This window comes from Paenibacillus sp. NAIST15-1 (assembly GCF_001894745.1).
GTDB classification, from domain to species: Bacteria; Bacillota; Bacilli; order Paenibacillales; family Paenibacillaceae; genus Paenibacillus_B; species Paenibacillus_B suaedae.
This window is the reverse complement of sequence record NZ_BBYF01000002.1, coordinates 384,208-406,976: the sequence shown is the minus strand read 5'-3', so window position 1 is coordinate 406,976 and position 22,769 is coordinate 384,208. Positions and strand designations below refer to the sequence as shown.

General features: G+C 47.6%; 16 protein-coding genes. 2 read left to right on the top strand and 14 right to left on the bottom strand.

What is annotated here, in order from left to right:
* Nucleotides 1–171 precede the first annotated feature (171 nt).
* Nucleotides 172–1,542 carry a CapA family protein gene (locus tag PBN151_RS05545; RefSeq protein ID WP_072728024.1) on the top strand — a complete coding sequence of 457 codons (1,371 nt, stop codon included), beginning with the start codon at nt 172–174 and terminating at the stop codon, nt 1,540–1,542.
* Between the two features lies 1 nt (nt 1,543).
* Here the strand turns inward: PBN151_RS05545 and PBN151_RS05540 are convergent, their stop codons facing one another.
* Nucleotides 1,544–2,014 carry a MarR family winged helix-turn-helix transcriptional regulator gene (locus PBN151_RS05540; protein WP_021254611.1) on the bottom strand — a complete coding sequence of 157 codons (471 nt, stop codon included), beginning with the start codon at nt 2,012–2,014 and terminating at the stop codon, nt 1,544–1,546.
* Nucleotides 2,015–2,240: 226 nt separating this feature from the next.
* Between PBN151_RS05540 and PBN151_RS31005 the strand changes: the two genes are divergently transcribed.
* Complete coding sequence (locus PBN151_RS31005) at nt 2,241–2,408, top strand: hypothetical protein (RefSeq protein WP_021254612.1); 168 nt, start codon at nt 2,241–2,243, stop codon at nt 2,406–2,408.
* On the opposite strand, the gene gyrA is transcribed toward PBN151_RS31005, so the two are convergent.
* The 13 genes from gyrA to PBN151_RS05480 all read right to left on the bottom strand — a co-directional run bounded on the left by gyrA (nt 2,405) and on the right by PBN151_RS05480 (nt 22,704).
* The gene (gyrA, locus tag PBN151_RS05535) at nt 2,405–4,852 is read right to left on the bottom strand and encodes a DNA gyrase subunit A (protein WP_072728022.1); all 2,448 of its coding nucleotides are present in this window, start codon (nt 4,850–4,852) and stop codon (nt 2,405–2,407) included. The genes PBN151_RS31005 and gyrA overlap by 4 nt on opposite strands.
* A gap of 15 nt (nt 4,853–4,867) precedes the next feature.
* Nucleotides 4,868–6,859, bottom strand: a complete 1,992-nt coding sequence (gene parE, locus PBN151_RS05530) for a DNA topoisomerase IV subunit B (protein WP_065291624.1) — start codon at nt 6,857–6,859, stop codon at nt 4,868–4,870.
* A gap of 233 nt (nt 6,860–7,092) precedes the next feature.
* Nucleotides 7,093–8,082 (bottom strand): ABC transporter permease, encoded by a 990-nt coding sequence (locus PBN151_RS05525; RefSeq protein WP_021254615.1) that lies wholly within the window; start codon nt 8,080–8,082, stop codon nt 7,093–7,095.
* A complete protein-coding gene (locus PBN151_RS05520; RefSeq protein ID WP_072728019.1) occupies nt 8,075–9,040 on the bottom strand; it encodes an ABC transporter ATP-binding protein in 966 nt (321 codons plus the stop codon). The genes PBN151_RS05525 and PBN151_RS05520 overlap by 8 nt, the downstream gene beginning before the upstream one ends.
* Nucleotides 9,041–9,079: 39 nt before the next feature.
* Nucleotides 9,080–9,901 carry a GDSL-type esterase/lipase family protein gene (locus PBN151_RS05515; protein ID WP_072728017.1) on the bottom strand — a complete coding sequence of 274 codons (822 nt, stop codon included), beginning with the start codon at nt 9,899–9,901 and terminating at the stop codon, nt 9,080–9,082.
* A 218-nt stretch (nt 9,902–10,119) separates the two neighbouring features.
* The gene (locus tag PBN151_RS05510) at nt 10,120–12,000 is read right to left on the bottom strand and encodes an ABC transporter ATP-binding protein (RefSeq protein ID WP_072728015.1); all 1,881 of its coding nucleotides are present in this window, start codon (nt 11,998–12,000) and stop codon (nt 10,120–10,122) included.
* Nucleotides 11,997–13,793, bottom strand: coding sequence for an ABC transporter ATP-binding protein (locus tag PBN151_RS05505; protein ID WP_072728013.1), 1,797 nt, complete (start codon nt 13,791–13,793; stop codon nt 11,997–11,999). Before PBN151_RS05505 ends, PBN151_RS05510 begins: the two co-directional genes overlap by 4 nt.
* Nucleotides 13,790–13,999: a hypothetical protein gene (locus PBN151_RS31755; RefSeq protein WP_227774415.1), complete on the bottom strand. Its 210-nt coding sequence runs from the start codon at nt 13,997–13,999 to the stop codon at nt 13,790–13,792. Before PBN151_RS31755 ends, PBN151_RS05505 begins: the two co-directional genes overlap by 4 nt.
* A gap of 80 nt (nt 14,000–14,079) precedes the next feature.
* Nucleotides 14,080–17,955: a dynamin family protein gene (locus PBN151_RS05500; protein WP_227774413.1), complete on the bottom strand. Its 3,876-nt coding sequence runs from the start codon at nt 17,953–17,955 to the stop codon at nt 14,080–14,082.
* Nucleotides 17,956–18,102: 147 nt separating this feature from the next.
* Nucleotides 18,103–18,375, bottom strand: a complete 273-nt coding sequence (locus PBN151_RS05495; protein WP_021254621.1) for a hypothetical protein — start codon at nt 18,373–18,375, stop codon at nt 18,103–18,105.
* Entirely contained in the window at nt 18,375–19,070 is a 696-nt protein-coding gene (gene nth, locus PBN151_RS05490; protein ID WP_021254622.1) for an endonuclease III, read from the bottom strand. The genes PBN151_RS05495 and nth overlap by 1 nt, the downstream gene beginning before the upstream one ends.
* Before the next feature lie 103 nt (nt 19,071–19,173).
* Nucleotides 19,174–21,924, bottom strand: a complete 2,751-nt coding sequence (locus PBN151_RS05485; RefSeq protein WP_227774411.1) for an S-layer homology domain-containing protein — start codon at nt 21,922–21,924, stop codon at nt 19,174–19,176.
* Between the two features lie 153 nt (nt 21,925–22,077).
* A complete protein-coding gene (locus PBN151_RS05480; protein WP_072728010.1) occupies nt 22,078–22,704 on the bottom strand; it encodes a GerMN domain-containing protein in 627 nt (208 codons plus the stop codon).
* Nucleotides 22,705–22,769: the final 65 nt, after the last annotated feature.

The following is a 22,769-nucleotide window of genomic DNA, read 5'->3' as shown; positions in this document are numbered from 1 at the left end:
CGGTAAATAATCATCGCACGCAACACCGTGATTGTACGATCGCATTGCTGAGAAGCAGCCTTCTCTCGATGCGATTGTACACGATGCGTTCATTTGCAGACACAGTCATCATTCAGTCATGCTCATTTAACGCATGGTGTTATTCGTGTATGAAAGGAGGAAAATAGGAAAATGAGTAACGGACGGTATGTACGAACAGGATTGCTGGTCATTGCAATTGTTCTCTTGATTTTATCCACTGCTTGCGCAATTGCCGCGCCATCACAGCTTGTCGATCAAGATGCATCTAGTTCGCAATCAACAACGGGCAGCGAACAGCAGACAAAGCCTCAACCGGCACACAAAACAGCACTAGCTCAGCATAAGGACAGTTCACCTTCATCGACCGATGCCGATCATCTCAACTCTTCTACGAACATCCCGGCTAGTACGGCCACTATGCCGCCTAACAACACGAAGGCAAAGCCATATACTCTTTCCGGCAAGCTTCTTGCGGTAGGAGATATTATGATGCACTCCCCTCAGTTTCCTGCCTATTTTAATAAGAAGACAGGCACATACAATTTCAAGACCTATTTTACTAAGGTGAAGCCTATTCTCGAGACAGCAGATTGGTGCTGGGCGAATCTGGAGACTCCATTGCTAGGCGGCGAGAAGGTCTATACCGGATACCCCATGTTCAACGCACCACCAGAGCTTGCAGATGCCTTGAAGTTCGCAGGCTTCAATATTGTAACGGCGGCGAACAATCATTCATTAGATCGATATGAAGCCGGAGCCCTGCGCACATTGGAAGTGTTGAAGAAAAAAGGACTGGTAACGAAGGGACTCTCCGCCTCATTATGGGAATCCAAGCAGCCAACATTAGTTGAGAAAAACGGAATACAACTAGGCATTCTCGCGTATACGTACGGAACAAATGGCATCCCGCTCCCGAAGCAGAAGCCTTATCTTGTCTCTCTCATTGATGAGAAGCGCATGATACAGGATATTCAGAATACGAAGAAGGCTGGAGCTGACGTTGTCGCAATTGCCATTCATTTCGGCACTGAATATGAGCACACGCCGAATCAAGAGCAAATTCGACTGGCGCGTTCGCTGATCCAAGCTGGAGCAGATATTATATTGGGCTCTCATCCACATGTCATTCAACCCTATGAGCGTATTACGGTAAGAGAGCCCGACGGCTCTAAGCGCGATGGGCTTATTATTTATTCAATGGGGAACTTTATATCCAATCAGACAGGCAATGGTACTGATATTGGAGTAATCTTCGGTGTAGAAATTAATAAGCATATGCCTGAAGGCACAATCGAACTAAAAAATGTGACAACGATCCCAACATGGGTGCATATTGATGGTGCCCGTGACAAGCGCAAGTACCGTGTACTCCCACTGGAACAAACGATCAAATCACATTCTGACAATCGATTAAGCACACAGCAATATCAGGCAATGAAAAAGATGCTCACCAGTGCGACAAGCCATCTTGCCTCAAGATCGGCTGTACCGGTTATACTCAATGTCTCGCCTTCACCATAGATTATTGGCCTGCACGAACAGGCTCTGACGCTGCAGCCGTCTCTTTCTCAACAGTAGACGGTTGTGGCGGCTGAGTTAGCTTGCCAAGCAAAAGGATAAGCAGCTGCTGGTTATGCGTTGAGATCCGATGTAAAATTTCATTCCAGTAGTTCTCTCGAATAGCGACTCCACGGCGCATTTCCTGTTCTCCGAATTCGGTTGCCTGGATCCACACAATTCGACGATCATCCTGGTCTCGCTCTCGAATAATTAGAGCATTCTTCTCCATCCGATCCATCAATGTTGTAATCGCAGCAGGAGTCGTAGCTAAGTGAGGCAACAGATCAGAAGGCTTAACCTTCCCATATTCCGCAATTCGTTCTAATACGGTTAACTGGCTCTCTGTCAAGCTTGGCGCCAGGGACTCGTCCATCATTGACTTATAATCCTTGGATAACTTCGACCATAGCTTGGCAAATTCGGTTGCATGCATGCAAACGACTCCCCCTTTATTCCATGTCGATCTACAAACACCTAAATTATACCACAGCAAAGTAGATAGGACATCCCTAATCTTAGCATAATGCCATTTAATTACAAATTTATTGCCAAAGAAAGTTCAGGAACCAAGCAATCAACTAGCACATATACTGTTGTATAGGCATCTATCACACCAACTTCTCACTAATTTGATGCTTTAACTGCGAGGAGGGGACACAATGGATCAGGACAAATCCGGTATTTTCCGCAAAGCAATGGAGATCGGGATCATAAAAGACCCACAATGGATAGAACGACTCGATGAGCCCGTACCATTGTGGGTCCTATTAGAGATTATCAATACCCTGCACGATGTGTTGAATCCACCGCACAAGCCATTCGATTAGACGGATGGTGGGGTAATAATCATCGTATTTACAATACTATCTTCCTTATCGATTGCAACCAAGCTTCGGCCTTGCGCTCTCTTATCCATGAGAGGGGCATGTTCAGTAATAAGCTGATGCAATCGTCCCTGTTCCGTAATGATCGTAATCGGATACGACTCTTTACTGAAGTAAGCGCCAATTAACTTCTTCCCATTCGGCTTCACTCGCTTCCCTTCTTTGAACTCGAATGTAGCCATTCCTTTACCGCCGCGTCCCTGTGTTGGGTAATCCAGCAGCAACGAACGCTTGCCCCATCCAATATCCGTTAGAACAGTAATCTCGCCCTCTTCACCAGTGACCCGAAGAGCTGCTGTGATTGCATCGTCATCCTTAAGCTGCATTCCACGAACACCACCAGCTGCGCGTCCCATCGGATTCACTTCCGCTTCTGTAAATCGGATAGACATTCCTTGCTCGGTCACGAGAAGAAGGTCTGCTGCCCCATCACTGAGCATGACAGCCAACAACGCATCTTGGTCTGCTACTTTACAAGCAGCGACTGCCCCTGTACGGTTGGTTTCGTATTCCTTGAGCATCGTACGCTTTACTTGGCCACGACGCGTAACGAACAAGAGCGAACTCAACTCGTCTGCGAATGACTTGACTGGAATAACAGCTACGATAGAGTCTTCCTTCGCAATCGGAATCACATTGACGATGGCTGTACCATTGTCCTTCCACTTGAATTCTGGAATCATATGGACAGGCAAGGAGAAATATTGTCCCCGCTGCGTAAAGATAAGCAGGCGATCCAAGGTGTTCACTTCATAAATTTGACGGATGTAGTCGCCTTCCTTAACACCAGATGCATCCCATTCTCCGCCAGATCGTGTGAAGGATAGCTGACTCGTCCGCTTGATGTATCCATCATTGGACAAGGTGACGAGAACATCCTCGGCATTTACGATGACCTCAAGGTTCACCTTGATTTCCTCGACTTCCCCCTGCACGACTGAACGGCGATCAATTCCATATCGATCACGAATATCCGTCAGTTCCTTCTTAATTACCTTCATCAGCTTCTTGCTGCTCTCCAGAATCGAACGAAGGTCGGCAACCTTCTTGCGAATATCCTCTAATTCCTTCATCAATGAAGTCAATTCCAGATTCGTCAAGCGGTACAGTTGCAATGTCAAGATCGCATCAGCTTGACGTTCGGAGAAGCCAAATTGTTCAATCAAGTTATGTTGTGCATCCTGACGATTCTTCGAAGCTTTGATAGTCGCGATAACCGCATCTAATATATCAAGCGCCTTGACCAAGCCCTCCAACACATGTGCGCGGTCTTCTGCCTTCGACAAGTCATATTGGGTACGATTCGTGACAACTTCCTTCTGGTGTTCAATGTAGGCTTGGAGCATAGGCAAAATGCCCATTTGCATCGGAGCCTTGTTCACGATCGCTACCATGTTGAAGTTATAGGTCACTTGCAAGTCGGTCTTCTTGAACAAATAGTTCAAAATGCCGTTCGCATCCGCGTCCTTCTTCAGCTCAACGACGATACGCATCCCTTCGCGTCCACTTTCATCACGAACCTCTGCAATACCGTCTACTTTCTTCTCTAATCGGATGTTCTCCATTGCGGTAACGAGACGCGACTTCACGACCTGATACGGGATTTCGGTAACGACGATCTGCTGACGACCTCCGCGCATCTCCTCAATATCCGTCTTCGCGCGAATGTAAATGCGGCCCTTACCCGAACGATATGCATCGCGAATGCCTTCCGCACCCATGATGATTCCGCCTGTAGGGAAATCCGGACCTTGCACAATGTTAATAATCTCATCCAGATCAATCTCGGGCTTGTCGATCATGGCGATGCATGCCTCAATCACTTCCCGCAAATTATGTGTGGGGATTTCCGTTGCAAAGCCGGACGAAATCCCGCTAACACCATTTACGAGCAAGTTCGGGAAGCGCGAAGGCAGTACAACAGGCTCTTCTTCCGTATTATCAAAATTTGGACGGAACGGAACGGTGTCTTTCTCAATATCCCGAAGCAGCTCCATAGCAATGGAGGACAATCTGGCTTCTGTATAACGCATTGCAGCTGCTGGATCATCATCGATTGACCCCCAGTTGCCGTGACCGTCAATCAGGACATGCCCCATCTTCCATGGCTGCGCCATGCGCACCATGCCGTCATATATTGAAGAATCCCCGTGCGGGTGGTAATTACCCATGACGTCCCCGACCGTCTTGGCCGACTTACGGTATGGCTTTTCCGGTGTGTTGCCGGATTCATACATTGCATACAAGATGCGTCGCTGTACCGGCTTGAGACCGTCCCTGACATCGGGTATCGCACGATCTTGAATGATATATTTGGAATAGCGCCCGAACCGGTCGCCAACCACGTCTTCCAAGAACGCGGGTTTGAATTGTTCCGATACGCTCATGTGTCTCTCACCTTTCTATTCCTCGAACTCCGCAAAGTCAACGTTCTCTACGATCCAGCGCTTACGCGGCTCCACCTTGTCGCCCATTAATGTCGTCACACGGCGCTCTGCCTTGGCAGCGTCATCGATCTGCACCTGCAGCAGTGTTCTCGTCTCCGGATCCATCGTCGTTTCCCACAGTTGATCGGGATTCATTTCGCCAAGACCCTTATAGCGTTGAATTTCAGCGCTTTGTCCGAACTGCTTCACGTAGCTGGCAAGCTGCTCGTCCGTCCAAGCATAGCGAACCGTCGAGTGCTTGCCCTTCTTATGCGATATCTTATAGAGCGGAGGCTGTGCAATATATACCTTGCCCTTATCAATAAGCTGACGCATATAACGATAGAAGAACGTGAGCAGCAGCACCTGAATATGCGCACCGTCAGTATCGGCATCTGTCATAATAATGATCTTCGCGTAGTTGCTCTCATCCGCATCGAAGTCGGAGCCTACCCCTGCTCCGATTGCATGGATAATTGTCCGATATTCATCATTCTTCAAGATGTCGGCCAGCTTGGCCTTCTCCGGGTTCATCGGCTTTCCCTTCAGCGGCAGGATTGCCTGCGTCTTGGAATCGCGCCCTTGCTTCGCAGAACCGCCCGCCGAGTCCCCTTCGACGATAAAGAGCTCATTGCGTGTATAATCCTTAGACTGCGCTGGTGTCAGCTTGCCGTTAAGGTTTGAGCTCTCGCTGCGCTTCTTGCCTGAGCGCACATCCTCTCTCGCCTTACGTGCCGCTTCACGCGCCCTTGACGCCTGAATGGCCTTCTTGACTAACATCTGCGCAATTTGTGGGTTCTCCTCCAGGAAAATGCTCATATGCTCTGCTACGATTGTATCTACAGCACCCCTAGCCATGGCACTACCAAGCTGATCCTTCGTCTGACCGACAAATTCCACATCGGACATCTTCACATTAATGACCGACATCATGCCTTCCCGTAGGTCGTTGCCGTCTAGGTTTTTATCCTTTTCCTTCAACAAGCTGTTCTTGCGCGCATATTCATTCATCACACGCGTGTAGGCTGTCTTGAAGCCTGTCTCATGCGTACCGCCGCCACGAGTTGGGATCGAGTTTACAAACGATACGATTGTCTCCGTATACCCATCGTTATATTGAAGTGCAATCTCAACCTCAACATCATCCTTCTCAGCAGTGAAATGAATCACTTCATGCAGCACGTTTTTATCTTCATTTAAAAAGCGTACAAACTCGCTTGCTCCGCCTTCATAAAGGAAAGTTTCTTCCTTCCCTGTCCGCTCATCTTTCAATGTGACCCGTAAGCCAGAGTTCAAAAATGCAATCTCCTGCAATCGTTCAGCAAGATTGTCATAATTCAAATGAATATTGCCATGGAATACCTTCGCATCCGGCTTGAACGTTACCTTCGTGCCTGTGCGATTCGTATTACCGACAATCTCCAGCCCCGTTACCGGTTCGCCGACATGCTCTTTGCCTTTCTTATCCGTCCATGTCTCAAAGCGCATGCGATGAATCTTGCCGTCTCGACAAATCTCCACCTCAAGCCATTCCGATAACGCATTCGTGACTGAAGCGCCAACGCCGTGCAGACCGCCAGATTTCTTATAGCCTGCACCACCGAACTTACCACCCGCATGCAAGATCGTATAGACGACCTGCGGGGTCGGTACCCCTGTCTTATGCATACCTGTCGGAATTCCTCGTCCATTGTCTCGAACGGTGACCGACTGGTCCTTGTGAATTGTCACATCAATCTGAGAGCAAAATTTGGCGAGATGCTCGTCGACAGCGTTGTCTACGATTTCCCATACCAGATGATGCAGCCCCGAGGAGCTTGTACTGCCAATATACATCCCTGGCCGTTTGCGTACCGCGACAAGCCCTTCGAGCACTTGAATGTCGTCAGCCCCATACTCAGAATTGCGGTTGCCAGATGCCCCCCCATTCTCAGGCGACTGTCCGAACATATCGACTTGCTCGACCATTCATGCTCCTCCTTCAAAAATACATGTAGTGCATAATCAATAATCATGCGCGTTCCATACCATAATACGTGCTTCATACCAAATGCGTACTTCATAAATAAAATGCTACCTTATTAGCGTTCCAGCCTTCGTTGGCAAAAGAAAATCTGCCGCTGCCGGACGAGAGGAACAACAAAATGCCCCATTACTTATATCGTCCGGATGCAAACAGATGTTTCGCATTCTTGTATATTTTAATTCAAGATGTCCTGTTTCGTAAAGACACGGAATGCAATGAATAGGGAAATAATGCCCCATACACTTAATACAGCAAGCGAGAACGGCAAGCTCATCCCTTCTACAGGGGCCGGTGTACCCGCCATATAGTCCGTCAATTTCAAGTTAATCATGAACAGATATTTGGCAGTCGGCCAAGAAGAGGCCATATTATACAAGATGGTACCTGCAATCAGGGTTGCCATTAAGGTTACAATACTTGCTGCTGTGCTCCGGACGAGCACAGATATCATAAACCCAAGTGCTGCGACTACGATGCTGGAGAACCAGATAAGGCCACATTGCATAAGCAAGTACAGCCATGAGGGAAGCGTATGTACGGCATTGAAATCCACGTTCGTGCCCGCTACCGAGAATCCGGTAAATATCGGAAAAGACCAGCCTCCATACCCGAAGACCGCCCCTGAAATCAAATAAGCAAGCAGTGCTGTCATCACGACAATGATTCCGGTAAACATCATCAGGACAATCCATTTGCTCATTAACACCTTCCACCTGCGAACCGGCCTAGTCAGCAGCATCTTGATCGTGCCGGTAGACCGCTCCGATGAAACGATGTCCGAAGCAATCGCCATAACAAGCAGCGGAATGAACAGAGTTACTGCATTGTCCATAAAAGTACGGGTAAATGTCACCCCGTTCGGCTCACTCGGATTCACATCATGGTCCAAATAATATTGCAGCTGCTGCAGCATAATGAGCCGATACTTCTTCCACTCTTCGGGTATTCGGTCGCTTCCGAGCGAATTTTGAATATCGGTGATGCGCTGCTGCAACTCCAGTCTCCAGTCCTCTTTGAACTTCTCCCTACTATTTTCCGCCATCTTCATTTGCGCATATGTGAAGACAGGAATTAACACGATCAATATGAGCATGATGACATAAAATCGTTTTTTCTTCAACACTTTTAATGTCTCATTGTGGATAAGCGGCAGCAAGCTACTCAATGCGTTCACCCTCCGTTAATTCTAGAAATAGCTGTTCTAGGGTAGGCATAATATGCTGGATTCCTTCGATTTGGATGCCGGCATCCATCATCTTGCGATTCAGTTCTGGAATGATGTCCGGTGCAGTTTCCGTTACGATTGCGTAGTCAGGTATCCCGATCAAGGTGGACTCGTCAATCGGCGCTGTCTCTCGGCTATAGATTGTAACCCCGTCGTTTTCTGCTAACAGCTCCATAGCCCGCTCCGCAGGCTGTGCCTGCCATACTACAAACTGATTGCGTCCCGTAAGCAGCTGTTCGACATCATCTACAGCAAGCACTTCACCATGGCTGATAATCGCAACGCGATCACACATTAGTTGAATTTCACTTAACAAGTGACTCGAGACGAACACAGCCATACCACTGTCAGCCAGCGTACGGATAAATGATCGCAGCTCCTTAATGCCGAGTGGATCCAATCCATTCGTGGGTTCATCCAGAATGAGCAGCTTCGGTTCAGCAAGCAAAGCTTGCGCGATCCCAAGCCGTTGTCTCATCCCTAACGAATAGGTCTTCACTTTATCATGAATTCGATTCGACAACCCAACGATCTCGACAACTTCTTGAATGCGTTCTTGACCAATGCCGCTTACCATCCGCGCGAAATGTTCTAAATTTTCCCATCCTGTCAGAAAGTTATACATTTCCGGGTTCTCTACAATACAGCCAACATGCCGCAGGGCCCGCTCCGGATCTCGATTCACATCCAGACCACATACTTGAATCCGGCCTGAAGTGGGAGTAATCAAGTCCACCAGCATTCGAATAGTCGTTGTCTTGCCAGACCCATTCGGCCCGAGGAAGCCAAAAATTTCGCCTGCTCGAACCTCGAAAGTTACATCCTTGATAATCAGCTTAGAGCCTATTTTCTTCTTCACATGTTCTACTGATAATATAACTTCCTTCGCATGCTCCATCACTAAGCCACCTCCTGGCCGTCCTCTAGTGTCCTTCTATTATTGAATGCTCTGCACAATCCGCTTCGCAATGGCATCATATCCGTCTCCATTAGGATGAAAATGATCAGAAGATAAATATTTGCTGCTGTTCCGCTGGAACAAATCGTAGGTTGGAACCATCATCATATTCTTGTCCTTATTGATAAACGCATAAGCTGAATCGTTCCATTTCTGAACGACGGCATTTCCTATTTCACGCATCGCCTGCAGATCCGAGAATGGATTATACAGTCCTACATAGATGATAAGCGCATCCGGGTTCCATTTACGCAGTTGAGTCAGCACCTGTTTCAAGTGGACAATGCCAGCATCCACCTTGGCTATGAGTGTATCGAGCTGCATTTCCTTGGCGCTCATCTGTTCCGATTGAGCACCTTGGAATAAGTCATTGCCGCCAATCGTTAGTAGGATGACATTCGCTTGCTTCAATACATAACCCGCACTATCCTTCTCTATTCGTTCCACAAGCTGATCTGCACGAAGCCCGTTCACTGCCAGATTGTTCAGAAGCGTAACCGGCTTCTCCTTGCTCTTCTCAAGCGTACTCAACACACGTCGTACATATCCTTGTCCCGTCCCGTCGCCAGTACCTCTTGTCAAAGAATCCCCAAGAGCAGCGATCCGTATCTCTTGCTCCGAGTGAGTGGCGGTATCTGTTGTCGGTGAAGTCTTCACCCCAGGCGCATCCGCAAACGGAACAGAAGCAGGATAGATAATATCCGCAATTCCAAGTCCGAAGCCAACGAGCAAGAGCAGCGTACATCCCACGCCACATGAAGCAATCCATAACCATTGCCGCGATGCCGTTTTACGACTCATCCTAGTCCTCCTGTCTCAATCCCTGAACTCTGTTCTCCCTTTACATTACCTGTTCAGGTTCCTATTTGCAAACTGAGTCATCTGTTACCACGTTCCCTGGCAACAAGGGAGGCGACCGATCAATTCGGCCGCCTCTTTCATCAATTTCCTATACGATTGTACAAAACACAGAAGCAATTACAAACAGCAGAATCGCTCTATCGCTACACGCGGTGCGACTACATGTACTTATACTGAGCCGCTACTAGATTGTAATAAGTACCACGCAGGTTCATCAATTGATCATGCGTACCTTGTTCCTGAATAACCCCATGATCAAGCACAACGATATTGTCACAATTGCGAATCGTAGACAACCTGTGCGCAATAATGAAGGAGGTTCTACCCTGCAGCAACGTCTTCAATGCTTCTTGAATTTTCAATTCGGTCTCGGTATCAATACTTGCAGTCGCTTCATCAAGAATCAATATTCTAGGGTTTGCAAGCAAGGCACGTGCGAACGAGATAAGCTGACGCTGACCCATGGACAGCACATTCCCGCGTTCCTCGACCTCAGTGTCATAGCCATCTTTCATACTTGCAATGAAGTCATGCGCATACACGGCCCGTGCTGCCGCTTCTACCTCCGCATCCGTTGCATCGAGTCGACCGAAGCGAATATTATCTCGTATCGTCCCGGAGAAGATGAAGGTATCTTGCAATACAATACCAACCTGCGACCTCAGACTTTCAATTGTAACTTGCTTAATATCATGACCGTCAATAGTGACACGGCCTTCTGTCGTATCGTAAAATCGGCACAACAAATTGATAATCGTGCTCTTACCGGAACCTGTGTGTCCGACTAACGCGATGGACTCGCCTGCCTTGGCTGATAATGAAATGCCTTTCAACGCGGGACGTCCCTTCTCGTATTCGAACATTATGTTCTCGAATTCCACATCGCCATGGATTGGTGGAAGCACTTTTGATTTCGCTGTATCCTCAATAGATGGCTGTTCATCCATAAATTCAAAGATGCGTTCCGAAGAAGCCATAGCAATTAGCATTTGCGAATACATTTGCCCCAAGCGATTAATAGGTTCCCAGAAGTTCCCGATGTACTGAGCAAATGCGAATAGTACCCCAACTGTAATCACATGGCTCTGAATCAAATAGGAACCGTACATGAATAGAATAAATGCACCTACAGCACTTGTTATCTCGATAACAGGGCCGAACGATTGGTTCATGGCAGAAGCGCGATCCCAAGACTTCTTATTCACATTGTTCATATGATCGAAGAATTCCATGTTCTGCTTTTCTTGTGTATACGCTTGAGTGACACGAACGCCTTGGATCGCCTCGTTCAAGTGAGAATTAATCCGCGATTGCTTCATGCGGACGTCCTGCCAAGCGAAGCGGATCTTCTTCCGCAGCTTCGTCGACACTAAGAACATGATTGGAACCGTAATCATAACTGCCAGTGCAAGCTGAACATTTAAGAACAAGAGGATAATGATAATACCTGCCAGCTGCATGCAATCAATTAGAGTGTTGACAGCACCGTTCGTGAACAGTTCCTGCAAGGAGTTGACGTCGTTCGTCACGCGCACTAGCACGGAACCAGCTGGACGTTTGTCATAGAAATGGAATGACAGCTTCTGAATGTGCTTGAACAGATCCCCTCGCAAATCATGAATAATGCGCTGGCCAATCACATTCATAAATTTGATGCGGAACGCATTGGCGCCCCACTGCACAATATAAAGTCCAAACACCGTTCCCGCGATCATATACAGCATATGCAGCGATGGGTTTCCGTCAGCGGGCTGTATCGCATGGTCAATGGCATAGCTGATGAGAAATGGGATTGCCAGTTTCGTAAGCGTACCCAGAACCATCATTACCAACAATACCGGCAGCAGTTGGCGTTTATACGGCTTCATGTACACCAGCAGGCGACGCATCTGAGCCCAGTTGAACGGCTTTTCTATTGCTTCATCATCTTGATAGACGAATCGGGAACGCTTACGTTCTGCGTTCTCCGCAGCTGTGTTCTCGTCTTCATTCGCCGGGCTCGCCGCCGTGGATGCTGCTGTGAATCGTGCTCCACTCATACTCTCACCTGCTCTCTGTTCGACGTTCCATCGGTGGTAGAATCCATCTGATCTTCTGACTCAAACTTATCAGCATACTGAATACGATATACATCTTGATAGGTACCCGGCACCTCAATCAATTGCTCATGAGTACCTCTCTGCGCGATGCTCCCTTGATCCAATACCAGAATCTCATCTGCATGCCGCAGCGACGAGATACGGTGTGCGATTATAAATACCGTACGTCCACGCATAACCTCTTGGAAGCCAGCCTGAATCGCATGTTCAGTATCCATGTCAACGGCACTTGTTGCGTCATCCAAAATCAAAATCTTCGGATCCTTCAGCAGCGCGCGGGCAATCGCAATCCGCTGCTTCTGACCGCCTGAGAGTCCCATACCGCGTTCGCCCACAATCGTATCATAGCCAAGCGGCAGCTCCATAATGAAGTCGTGTGCTTGCGCAAGCTTCGCTGCTCGAACCACTTCTTCTTCGGTCACATCATCTCGTCCGTAAGCAATGTTGTTATAGATCGAAGATGAGAACAGGAATGTCTCTTGGAATACGGTAGCCATCTGACTGCGGAGACTCTTCACATCCAAGTCTCGAATATCATGACCATCCAGCATAATGCTACCTGACTTCACATCATACGCGCGCATGAGCAGTTGAATAATTGTTGACTTGCCCGCTCCTGTACCGCCAAGCAATCCAATCACCTTCCCAGGTGTTGCGTCTAGCGTAATGTGGCTAAGAGCGTTTACATCACCTTCATAGCGGAAGGTAACATCTTTGAATTGAACATGTCCCTTAACTTCTTCATCATTCAATACAACCGCACGATCATTGTTCGCAATGTCAATTGGGGTATCCAGCAGTTCCAGCACACGCTCTCCAGATGCCTTCGATTGCGTATAGTTATTGATATGGAAGCCAATTCCCCACATCGGGCCAATGATGTACCAGATCATACTGAAGAAGGCAACTAATTCACCAAGCGACAGCTCTTTGTTAATGACCTTCGTTCCGCCAAGCGCAAGCAGCATGACCACACAGCAGCAAGCAAGAAGTTCCATCACAGGGAAGTATCGTCCCCATAGTGTCGCAGCATGAATTTGATTTTCCTTATACGCTTCAGACCGTATAGAGAATTTATCAACTTCATGGCTTTCACGCGCGAAAGATTTGACTGTACGAACGCCCGTAATATTCTCCTGTACTGCCGTTGTCAGGCGGCTGAAGGCGACGCGCATTTCGCGGAAGGCCGGATGTATCTTAGATTCGAACCGAAGCGCGACTAGAATCAACAGCGGTATTGGGATAAGCGTTGTTAGCGTTAACTTCCAATCAATTGAGAACATCATTCCAGCGCCAAAAAGAACCATCAGCACCATATTCAAAATTTGTGCGAAGCCGAACCCAACAAAGTTGCGTATCCCTTCAAGATCTGCAGTCAAGCGGGACATCAAATCCCCTGTTCTTGCCTTGTCATAGTAGCGGAATGAAAGGAATTGCAGCTTGCGATAGCAGGCATTTCTCATTTCGTAGGCAACATAGTTGCCTAGACGACCGCCAAAATAGCCGTGTAAAAATGTGAGGGTGCCTTTGATGCTGACAACGACGACCACCGTCAATGACAGCCAAGGCACCCAATCGAATCGTTCTTTTGCTATGACGTCGTCAATCAAGATGCGCAGCATATTGGGATACACCAATCCGAGCGCTGTTGCCGCCATCAAGCAAAGTATAGATACGAATAGGTAGCCTTTTTTCGGCCAGTAAAAAGTGCTTAGCCGCTTGAAGACGTTCATGATTTCTCCTCCCCTTTTCTACGTTCTCGTGAGATGTAATGCAGTTTATCATCATGAAAACACAACAGCAAAACGCCAATTTCATCATAATGCCGTTTGTGCCCGATTTTTCCGAGCTTTGCAGTAACATATCCATTCATTTCTTTTAAATCGTCTGATTTACTGACTTGTCGTTCATTATTCAACAAAGAACGCTTACCGAGCATATGCCCAGTAAGCGTTTGAACGCAATTTATACGGTTTTGATATCGATTCCGCGTGAATTCATCTCTTGACTTGGATGCTTTTATGAATCTGTCGAAATAACCTCTTCCAAAGCACTAATCACAGCTTGAAGCAATTCTTCATCCACTTTTGCATGCAGCGCATTGTTCAATCTTTCCATATACAGATCCAACGCGTCTGACAGCTCCTTGTAGGACTTTTGAATGACCTTATTATAGTGAGTGAGGATATGTTCGATAAATTGTTCCCGATGAGCTTCTGTTACCCGCTTAACCGCCTGCATCGCCTGCAGCTCCAGCGCCTGTCTAAGTTCGCTGCGACCGCTGCCTTCGAAAAAGGCCTTACTATTGCGGAAATAACCACGAATCCACCGCGTTGTTACATTCGGCAAGTCCAGCTCACCTGATACCTCTGGCGTTGGCCAAGCCCCCATATCCACATCAGCCGGTGAGTATCCGGGCAGCTGCTCCGTTATGGCTTGCTGCAGACGATTGTGATAGCTCATCACCATCTTCTTGGCCCCTTGCTCCATCCGCAATGAGGTCGCATACAGTTCATTCGCAAGCTCTTTGCTAAATAGGCGAATCCATTCCACATAACAGCGCTGCAGCGCACTATCTATATCCCGATCATCTCTGCGCAGGGAAGCCGGATTGAAGGCGTGAGAGAACATATCACCGAAGCGGAATTGCAATCGTTGACCCACATGGTAGAGCAATTCATCTGCTTCCTGCTGGAATAGGCTTGATTCATCTCGCTCCAGCCACTCCGTGCAGCTGCGACGCGCTTGTTCGGCCAATGCTTGATAACGAATGACTTCCCGTTCACGCTCTGCTGCATCGGCATGTGAGGCATCCCACATCGCCTTCAGCTGTCTTGCTGCCCTATCCAGACTATTGTGAGCCGAATGAATACTGAGCTGAGTCAGCTCATTGCCTGCAAACTCTAGGAATGACTGCTCAAACTCACCAATACCCGACGTTCTAATCTTGTCCTTCTGTGCTTGCTGCTTGCCCTCCAATGCCTGCAAGCTCGAAATCGGAAATAGCCGCGGACTGCGCACACCGAATTCGCGCAGACGATCCTCCACATAATCCAGTACACTTGACAGCTCTTCAGGTGAGGCAGCAAGGTCAGATGCATTGACCACAAAGAACATTTTATCAAGCTCAAAGGCATCCTTCACCCGGCCCAGCTGCGTAAGGAACTGTCGATCAGCTTGGGAGAAGGCATGGTTATAGTACGTCACGAACAATATGATATCCGCCTGCTTCATGTATTCAAATGCAACACCCGTGTGCCTCGCGTTAATAGAATCCGCACCCGGAGTATCTACGAATACGAAGCCTTGTCTCGTAAGCTCACTGTCTATGAACAAATCAATGCGCTCTACGAACGCTGATCTTGATTCATCACTCACAAATAAGCGATACTGTGCCTCATCAACCATTAGCTCCTGACCTAATAGGCCTCGAGCCTCATCTATCCCACGATCCACAGCCTGAATGAATCGATAATATGGCCGCCCAGACGGATGAATTGTCTCTGGACGAATTCGCGCAAGCGAATGGAGCACTTCATCCATATCCATGGTGGATGCATTAGGCTCGCCCAAGGTCTCTAGCGCATAGCGAAGGTCATCAAGCAGCTTCGCTTCGCGCTTCATTGTTACGCGAGCCGTGCCATGCGGATGCTCATCTGTCGCTGCCTCGATCGTATTAATTGCGGCTGTTGTCGGGTTGGGTGATACTGGCAGTGCATCTTGCCCGATAAGGGCGTTCGCGAACGATGATTTGCCTGCACTGAACGCACCGAACAAGGCAACCGTAAAGCGATTCTCGTCAAGCCGCTTCGCCTTCTCCCGCATCTCTGCTGCGAGCATCTGCATCGATTCCAGCCGTTCAAGCACGCCTGCTGCTTGCTCCAGCTTCTGAGCTGTATGGATTAGCTTGCCCCGAACTTGGCTAGGAGCAGCAGCCTCTGACCGCTGTTCTGTTCCACTAGGAGCTGACCCATGATCAGTAGTGAGATTGCGCTCAGAGTCTTTTGCAAAAGATTGATCTTGGGCATGTCTATCCAGATTGCCGCTTGTCCCGAGCCCATCAGCCTCTGTAGACAACTCCAACCATGATTCAACGATTGCTTGCTTATCTGAACGTCTCTGCTGTACGTGATCAATTATGCCACTCTCGGCTGGAGCATTGCGAACGCGTTCCTGGTTCCTGGCCTCTGCAGCATGCTGCTGGCCTACTACCTTCTCCTTGCTGTTTGCTTGCTGCTTCAAGCTGTGAATATCGGGAAGAAGACCCATCCAGCCACATTCCAGCTTATCAGCAGGCAGCCATAATTGTATGGCTTGAACCAATTCCGATTCGATCCCTGTAGTAGCTTGTAGTCGATTCTCCACTTCCGAGAATTCGAGGGAGAGCTCGCTCATGGAAGCAAGCTTAGATTCTGCCCGCGTAAGCTCTTCACGATATTGACGGAGCTTGATCTCTAGTAATGGCTCTGCCACTGTCAAAGCGGCTCTACGCAGCATCGCGCGTGCTTCATCAGCTATTGATCTGCAATAATTCAAGGTATACTCAGGTGAACCGCTCGCTCCCTCTGACACCGAATCAGCAAGCCAGGAATCACCTAGATCAGGCATGGCTTGCTCCATCGCAGCCGATGCTTCCTGCTCGTTTGCTCCTACCTCTTCAGCCAGCGAGCGAATCATTTGGATGAGATGAACCTCAACATTTGCCCGCAACCCTTCCTTCCAGATGGATGTGAAGGACTGCAGTCGTTGCGTGCGTTCATTGTCTGTCTTCGCACTGGAGAATAAGAAACCGACCTTGAAGCCAGGCTTGCGGGATTCTAAATATCGCTGCGCCTGTTCACGCATTACTGCAGGCGTAACATTCGCATTACTAAGCAGCTGTTGCACTTTCTTCTGGAACGATGCATTTACTTCCTGCTCCTGGGCTGTAAGCTCTGCAATGCGCTGTTCCGTTAGATGCAGCTGTTCCTTCCAAGCAGCCAAAGAGGCTTCGTCGCCTATACGTTCCACTAGCTGTTCACGTTTACTTACAAACGGCTCCTTTAAAACCTTTGCATGGGCAGACACGAGCTCACGTGCCGCACGTAAGATACCATATCGAACGAGCGGCAGCCGTTCTCTCGCCGTCTGACGAACATAGGCTTCTAATGCATTCCATTCATTCAATGGATGTTCTGGCTGCCTTACAGAGATGTAGAATACGCCTTCGGGCTTCAACTGCCATGCATCAAGTGCACTTCGGACATCGCTCTGATACGATTCGAAGGTAAGCTCCTGCTCCCTGTGCTTGTCGATTTGATTCACAATCCAGATAAGCGGCTTACCTGCATCTGCAACCTCCTTCGCGAATGCGAAGTTCGTCTCCGACTGGACGTGATTATAGTCCGTCACATAGAACACAATGTCAGCCAGATGCATGGCTTCCTCCGTAGCTGCTCGATGTGCCGCATCTGTAGAATCTACTCCGGGTGTATCCAGCAGAGCAACGCCTTGCTTCATCCAATCAATTTCATCAAAAAGAACGACACGTTCTATACCAGCACCATCACGGCACACATCATCCAGCTGCTCGAATTGCACAGGCTCTTCAAGAACCGTTCCATCTTGTTCAGATCTGCGTAGAACCCGCGCCTGACGCTCTCCGTAGCGGAGCGTAACCACGTTCGCACTCGTTGGAATCGGACTCGACGGAAGCAGCTGCTTGCCGCATAATGCATTAATTACACTTGACTTGCCTGCCGAAAAGTGTCCACAAAACGTGACCATCACAATCGCTTCTTGCCACTTCTTCGCAAGCTCAATCATCTTCTCGGCGTGCTGCACATCTCCCCTATGCCGCATCTGATCCGCTGTATGCTTCAGCCATTTTCCGAGTTCATCGCTATCTCTTTCCACAATGGCCGAATTGGTGTGCAACCTCGCATTCATCTTCTCCATTCACGTCTCCCTCACCGCTTTTATCCTAACGGAACACGAATTGTCATTTTTGCGCATAGAAAAAACCGAGTAATCGGCTTCCTCTTTTTGCCTTATACTCGGTTTCTAGTGTACCATATTTTGCTGTTCGGGGAGAATGATTTCGAATTGTTCTCCGCGCTGTAAAATAGTAATGCCTGAATCTTTCACGCGCATTACGACAACATCACGTTTTTGACGCATACGTTCTACATACTGATCAGGAACTTGTCCAGCTGCATATACCGTAACGCCATCAATCTCACGTTCTTCATCCTCTTGCATAGGTGTTTGCATAATCTTTTCATAAATATTAGAGAATTGTTCAAAATCATTCGTGTATACCGAAATACATTTCATCACGACCGACTCCCATCCACGTTCTTATAGTTTCCAGTCTTTCTAGGTTTGGTCGCTTTCATACGTATTTTACCCTCTCGACAGCTATCTAACAGCGGACAAATGTCACATTTGGGGGATTGCGCTTTGCAATGATAACGTCCAAAAAAGATTAACCGGTGATGCGTATCTGTCCATTCCTCACGGGGAATTTTACGCATCAGCTTTTTCTCCACTTCCAACACACTATCGTCTTCGTTGGCAAGTCGCAAGCGCTTGGAGACGCGCTCGACATGTGTGTCCACTGCCATTGCAGGAACACCGAAGGCGTTGGATACGACCACATTGGCCGTCTTTCTGCCGACACCTGGAAGCTCTGTTAGCTGAGCATGCTCTCTTGGTACTTCACCCTCATATTTATCTATGAGCATGCGGCATAGTTTTTGAATATTTTTGGCCTTGTTGCGGAATAAGCCAATGCGCCGAATATCTGACTCCAGCTCTTCAAGCGGAACTGCTAGATAGTCTTCCGGTGTTTTATATTTCTGGAACAGCGTAGCTGTTACTTTGTTCACCGTCTCGTCCGTGCACTGCGCTGACAACAGGACTGCAATTGTCAATTCGAACGGATTGGCGTGAGTCAACTCGCAATGCGCGTCAGGGTACATTTGACCAATCGTATCGAGGATATGTCGGACGCGGGCACTTGTTGCCATCTGGAAGTCACCTCACCTTTCTATCCATTCTGCTTGACTATTCACATCTAAAAACCGTCTCACCCGCTAAGGTGAGACGGTTCGAAGTGAACCTAATCGTAGTTTAAGACACTTTCTCGATTTCAACAACCTGATCCTTAATGATATACAACATAATATCGGTATCTTCTTTAATGGAAGACAGGCTGATTTTCTCGCCCTTCGAATGAATAGATGCATTCGGATGAACTTTGAATATATAATTGTTTTCAGCCATCGTGCGCTTTACATACAATTCATTTGTATTTGAATTATAGCGCCAGAAGCTGCGCTTCATTCCGCTGACCAGCTTCACAGCTGAAAGATCGCTTGTGTCCTTGCGTACCTCTACGCGGTCTCCTTCTTTCAAAGCGCTCAAATTCGAAGTAGAAGAAGAATTATCAACCTGAATTTGCGCGTTCTTGCCTACTTGGTGCACAGATAAGGAGCCAGCATTGTCGCGTACTCGAATTGTTCCGTTGTTTGTATCCACAGACTCTACTCGGCCATAAGTAACTTGAACTTGACGCACTTCCACGATAGAACGTCCGTCCATTACAACGTTGACATAGTCATTATCCTTCAAGTCTGCAATCTTGATCTCTTTATTATTCAGATCATAGATCTTGGCATTTCCCACATAAAAGTCCTCAACCTTCGAGTCGCTCGAGCGCAGACGAAGGCGATACCCCGACGCATCCCGATACGCGATATCGAATTGTAGCGTTTGCCGAACAGCGAGAGACGATAGTGTGGATTGATCATCCGTGAAGTAGGCAACTATTGTATCACCATTATTCACATCATTCAAGGTCACATTGTTTTTCCCATACTTTTCTACGCTTAGCTCAGTCCCCTTATAAGGCAATGTTACCGTTTGTCCGTTCGCAAGCTTCATCGTCACTGTCTTCGCGGTAGAGCTTGCATAGACGAATGTTCCTTCGAATTTGTTGACGAGCTGCACCAGAAGCGCGTTTTTGGCCGTATGTTGCACATTCACCTTGCGTTTGCCATCCTTAAGCTGATTTGCGATATCCTCAAGTCCAACCTTGGAGCCGTTATTCTCAAAGCGAGTCTCGTATGTGAGCTTAAAGACGTGAGGTTCTTTGCGCTCGTCAGTTACCATTAACAGTTTGTTCGTTTTATCAAAATCTACAACTGTAGCTCCAATTATCATTTCCGCCTTGCGGTTCATTACTTTGATGTTGGCAACCTGATCCTCGCTGTTCATGGCCAGCTCGACGCGATCTCCGTATTCTCCTGCGACAATATCGTCGAACGTTGGATTGTTCATTCCGTCAATTTCAATCTTTACATCACGAGCAAGCAGCTTCGCCACGAGTTCATTGTTTTCTTTTCGGATCGTGATGCTCGTTTTCGTCGCACCTTTTTCGTACAGCGTACCAGAAATCGTAACTTGTTGGGCATTTGTCAATTCGATTTCCGTTACGACGCTATTTTTCACCGTATAATTGACGCTGTCATTTTCCTTGATACTGCTTAGACCGGATAACAATTGATCCTTATACCGAACGTATGCTCCCTCCAAAACCGTGTAGGTTTCACTCTCACCTTGTTCGTTCTTGATCGTCACGGAACGGTTTCTCACATCAATAGAAGTAATAGTACCTTTGGCCGATTTGTTGACAGGCCCAGACTTTACTTGAACCTCAATAATTTTGCGTTCATTCGTAAACGTTTCACGCTTGATGACAAGCTCACTGTCCGCCATCAGCTTAGAAGGATCGATCGTGTTGCCGCTGGCATCCTTGAATACAGTCGCGCTGTTGTCGTACACAATATCAGACAATGCATCAGTGCCATCCTTCGTGAAATACAGCTTCTTCTCTGAAGGCGCAACATACCTCAGCTTAACCGTTGAAGTTTCCACCTTCGGTTCAGCGTCTAATAATTCAACATATGCCGCGCTTCCCGATTGTCCAGCGACACGGATTTTCATGTATAGGCCAATATCGGAGGCATTGATCGCCTGCTCGCTGTCATTTTTGTAGTACATCGTGTTTTTATCGCGGCGGAAGGTTGCTGTCTTGCCCTCTTCCGTATACAAGCGAATCTCTTGATCCGTTAGGCTCATCACATAACCGAATGATTCGAATGCGTGCTTTACCTTAGATACTTTTTCTCCGCGACTGAAGAATGTTGCAAGCTGCGCGCGCGTTACTTTGCCTTGCGGCTCGAATTTGTTGCCGCTCATTCCCGTAGTCAATTCCAGATCAACAGCAGTGTTGACATATCCTAATGCAGACGCGCTAATCTTGCTATTATCGGCAAATGTCGTCTTCTTGTTCTTTGCACGCTCTGCATCTGCTTGTTTTCCTACAGCACGAACCAAAATTTTCGTCACCCATTCACGGGTTGCCTTTTGATCGCCCCATGCTTGCTTCGGATCCGGCTTCGCCATTTCTTCTTCTTTTTCCAACAGCCCTTTTTGGAATGCCAGAACAATATACGGCTTGAAGAAATTCCCGACCTTAAAATCAGCAGGTAGTGCTACGGAATCTGCAGCATTCAATTCACCCTCTAGTCCCATATAGCGAATTGCCATTGTGATGGCTTCCTGCTGCGTTACATCGTCACCAGGACGGAACTTGCCGTTATTCCCCTTTAAAATATCCAATGCTGCAAGCTTATGTATATGTTTCTCTGCCCAATAACCAAGCTTAACATCGCTGAATATCGGACTTGTACTCGAAGTTGATGTAACTTGATTTGTCTTTGTAGCGGTATTTGATTCAGCTGCCATCGCGAATTGCATAGACGTCAGCATCATGGATACGGCCAATAATGCACTTGTTAATGCTCGCGCTTTGCGCACACACGGTTTAGAATTTATTTGCATGATGCATCCCCTTCCACATATATTTCTTCGTAAGATGTTCTTTTTCGACAAGAACAGGGGCAATTCCTGCCCCTGTTCTTGAATAATTGTTGGTATTATTTTGTTCAATTACATGATTCGTGCAGATCTCTATGGACGCTTGATTGGATGTTTCAACGTAACATGGCCCATCAAGCTTTCATCTGACTTTCCATCTACCAGAATATCAATTGCCTTTACTTCATCGAATTGGAACAGCGTTTTAGTAAGAGCATCCAATGCAAAAGCCTCTCCGCCTGCTCCAAGATGACCCTCTTCCGGAATATGAATGTCAATGACTAGCGTTCCCTTATCCATTTTCACAGATTTGAAGTCGATCTTTTCCCACAACGGAATATCTTTATCATTGTCAGATGTCTTCAACGCTGAAAGTGCAGCTTCATATTTCTCGTCATCATTAGAGAACTGGATCATCTTCTTATACGACTTCAATTCCATCAGCTGATCATCAGAGACAAATACGTCAAGCGACTTTTCTTGCTTGTCAGACTTCGTTCCTTGACCTCTGTCAGTTGTTGGCTGCTCAGGCTTCGTTGTCTCGTCTGACGGCTTTTCCTCGTTCGGCTGCTCTGTTGTCGGCTGCTCCGTCGTAGGTTGTTCAGCTGTTGGCTGCTCAGATTGAGTAGCTCCATTTGTTGTCGGTTTAGCACCGCACGCACTTATAATTGTAATGGATAGAACTGCGGCAGCAAGTGCCCACCATTTTCGTGTCTTCATGAAGCACGACCTCCTTTACATCGTTCATAACGCAACAGATCGTCAAAGGTTGCATTTTTTATGGA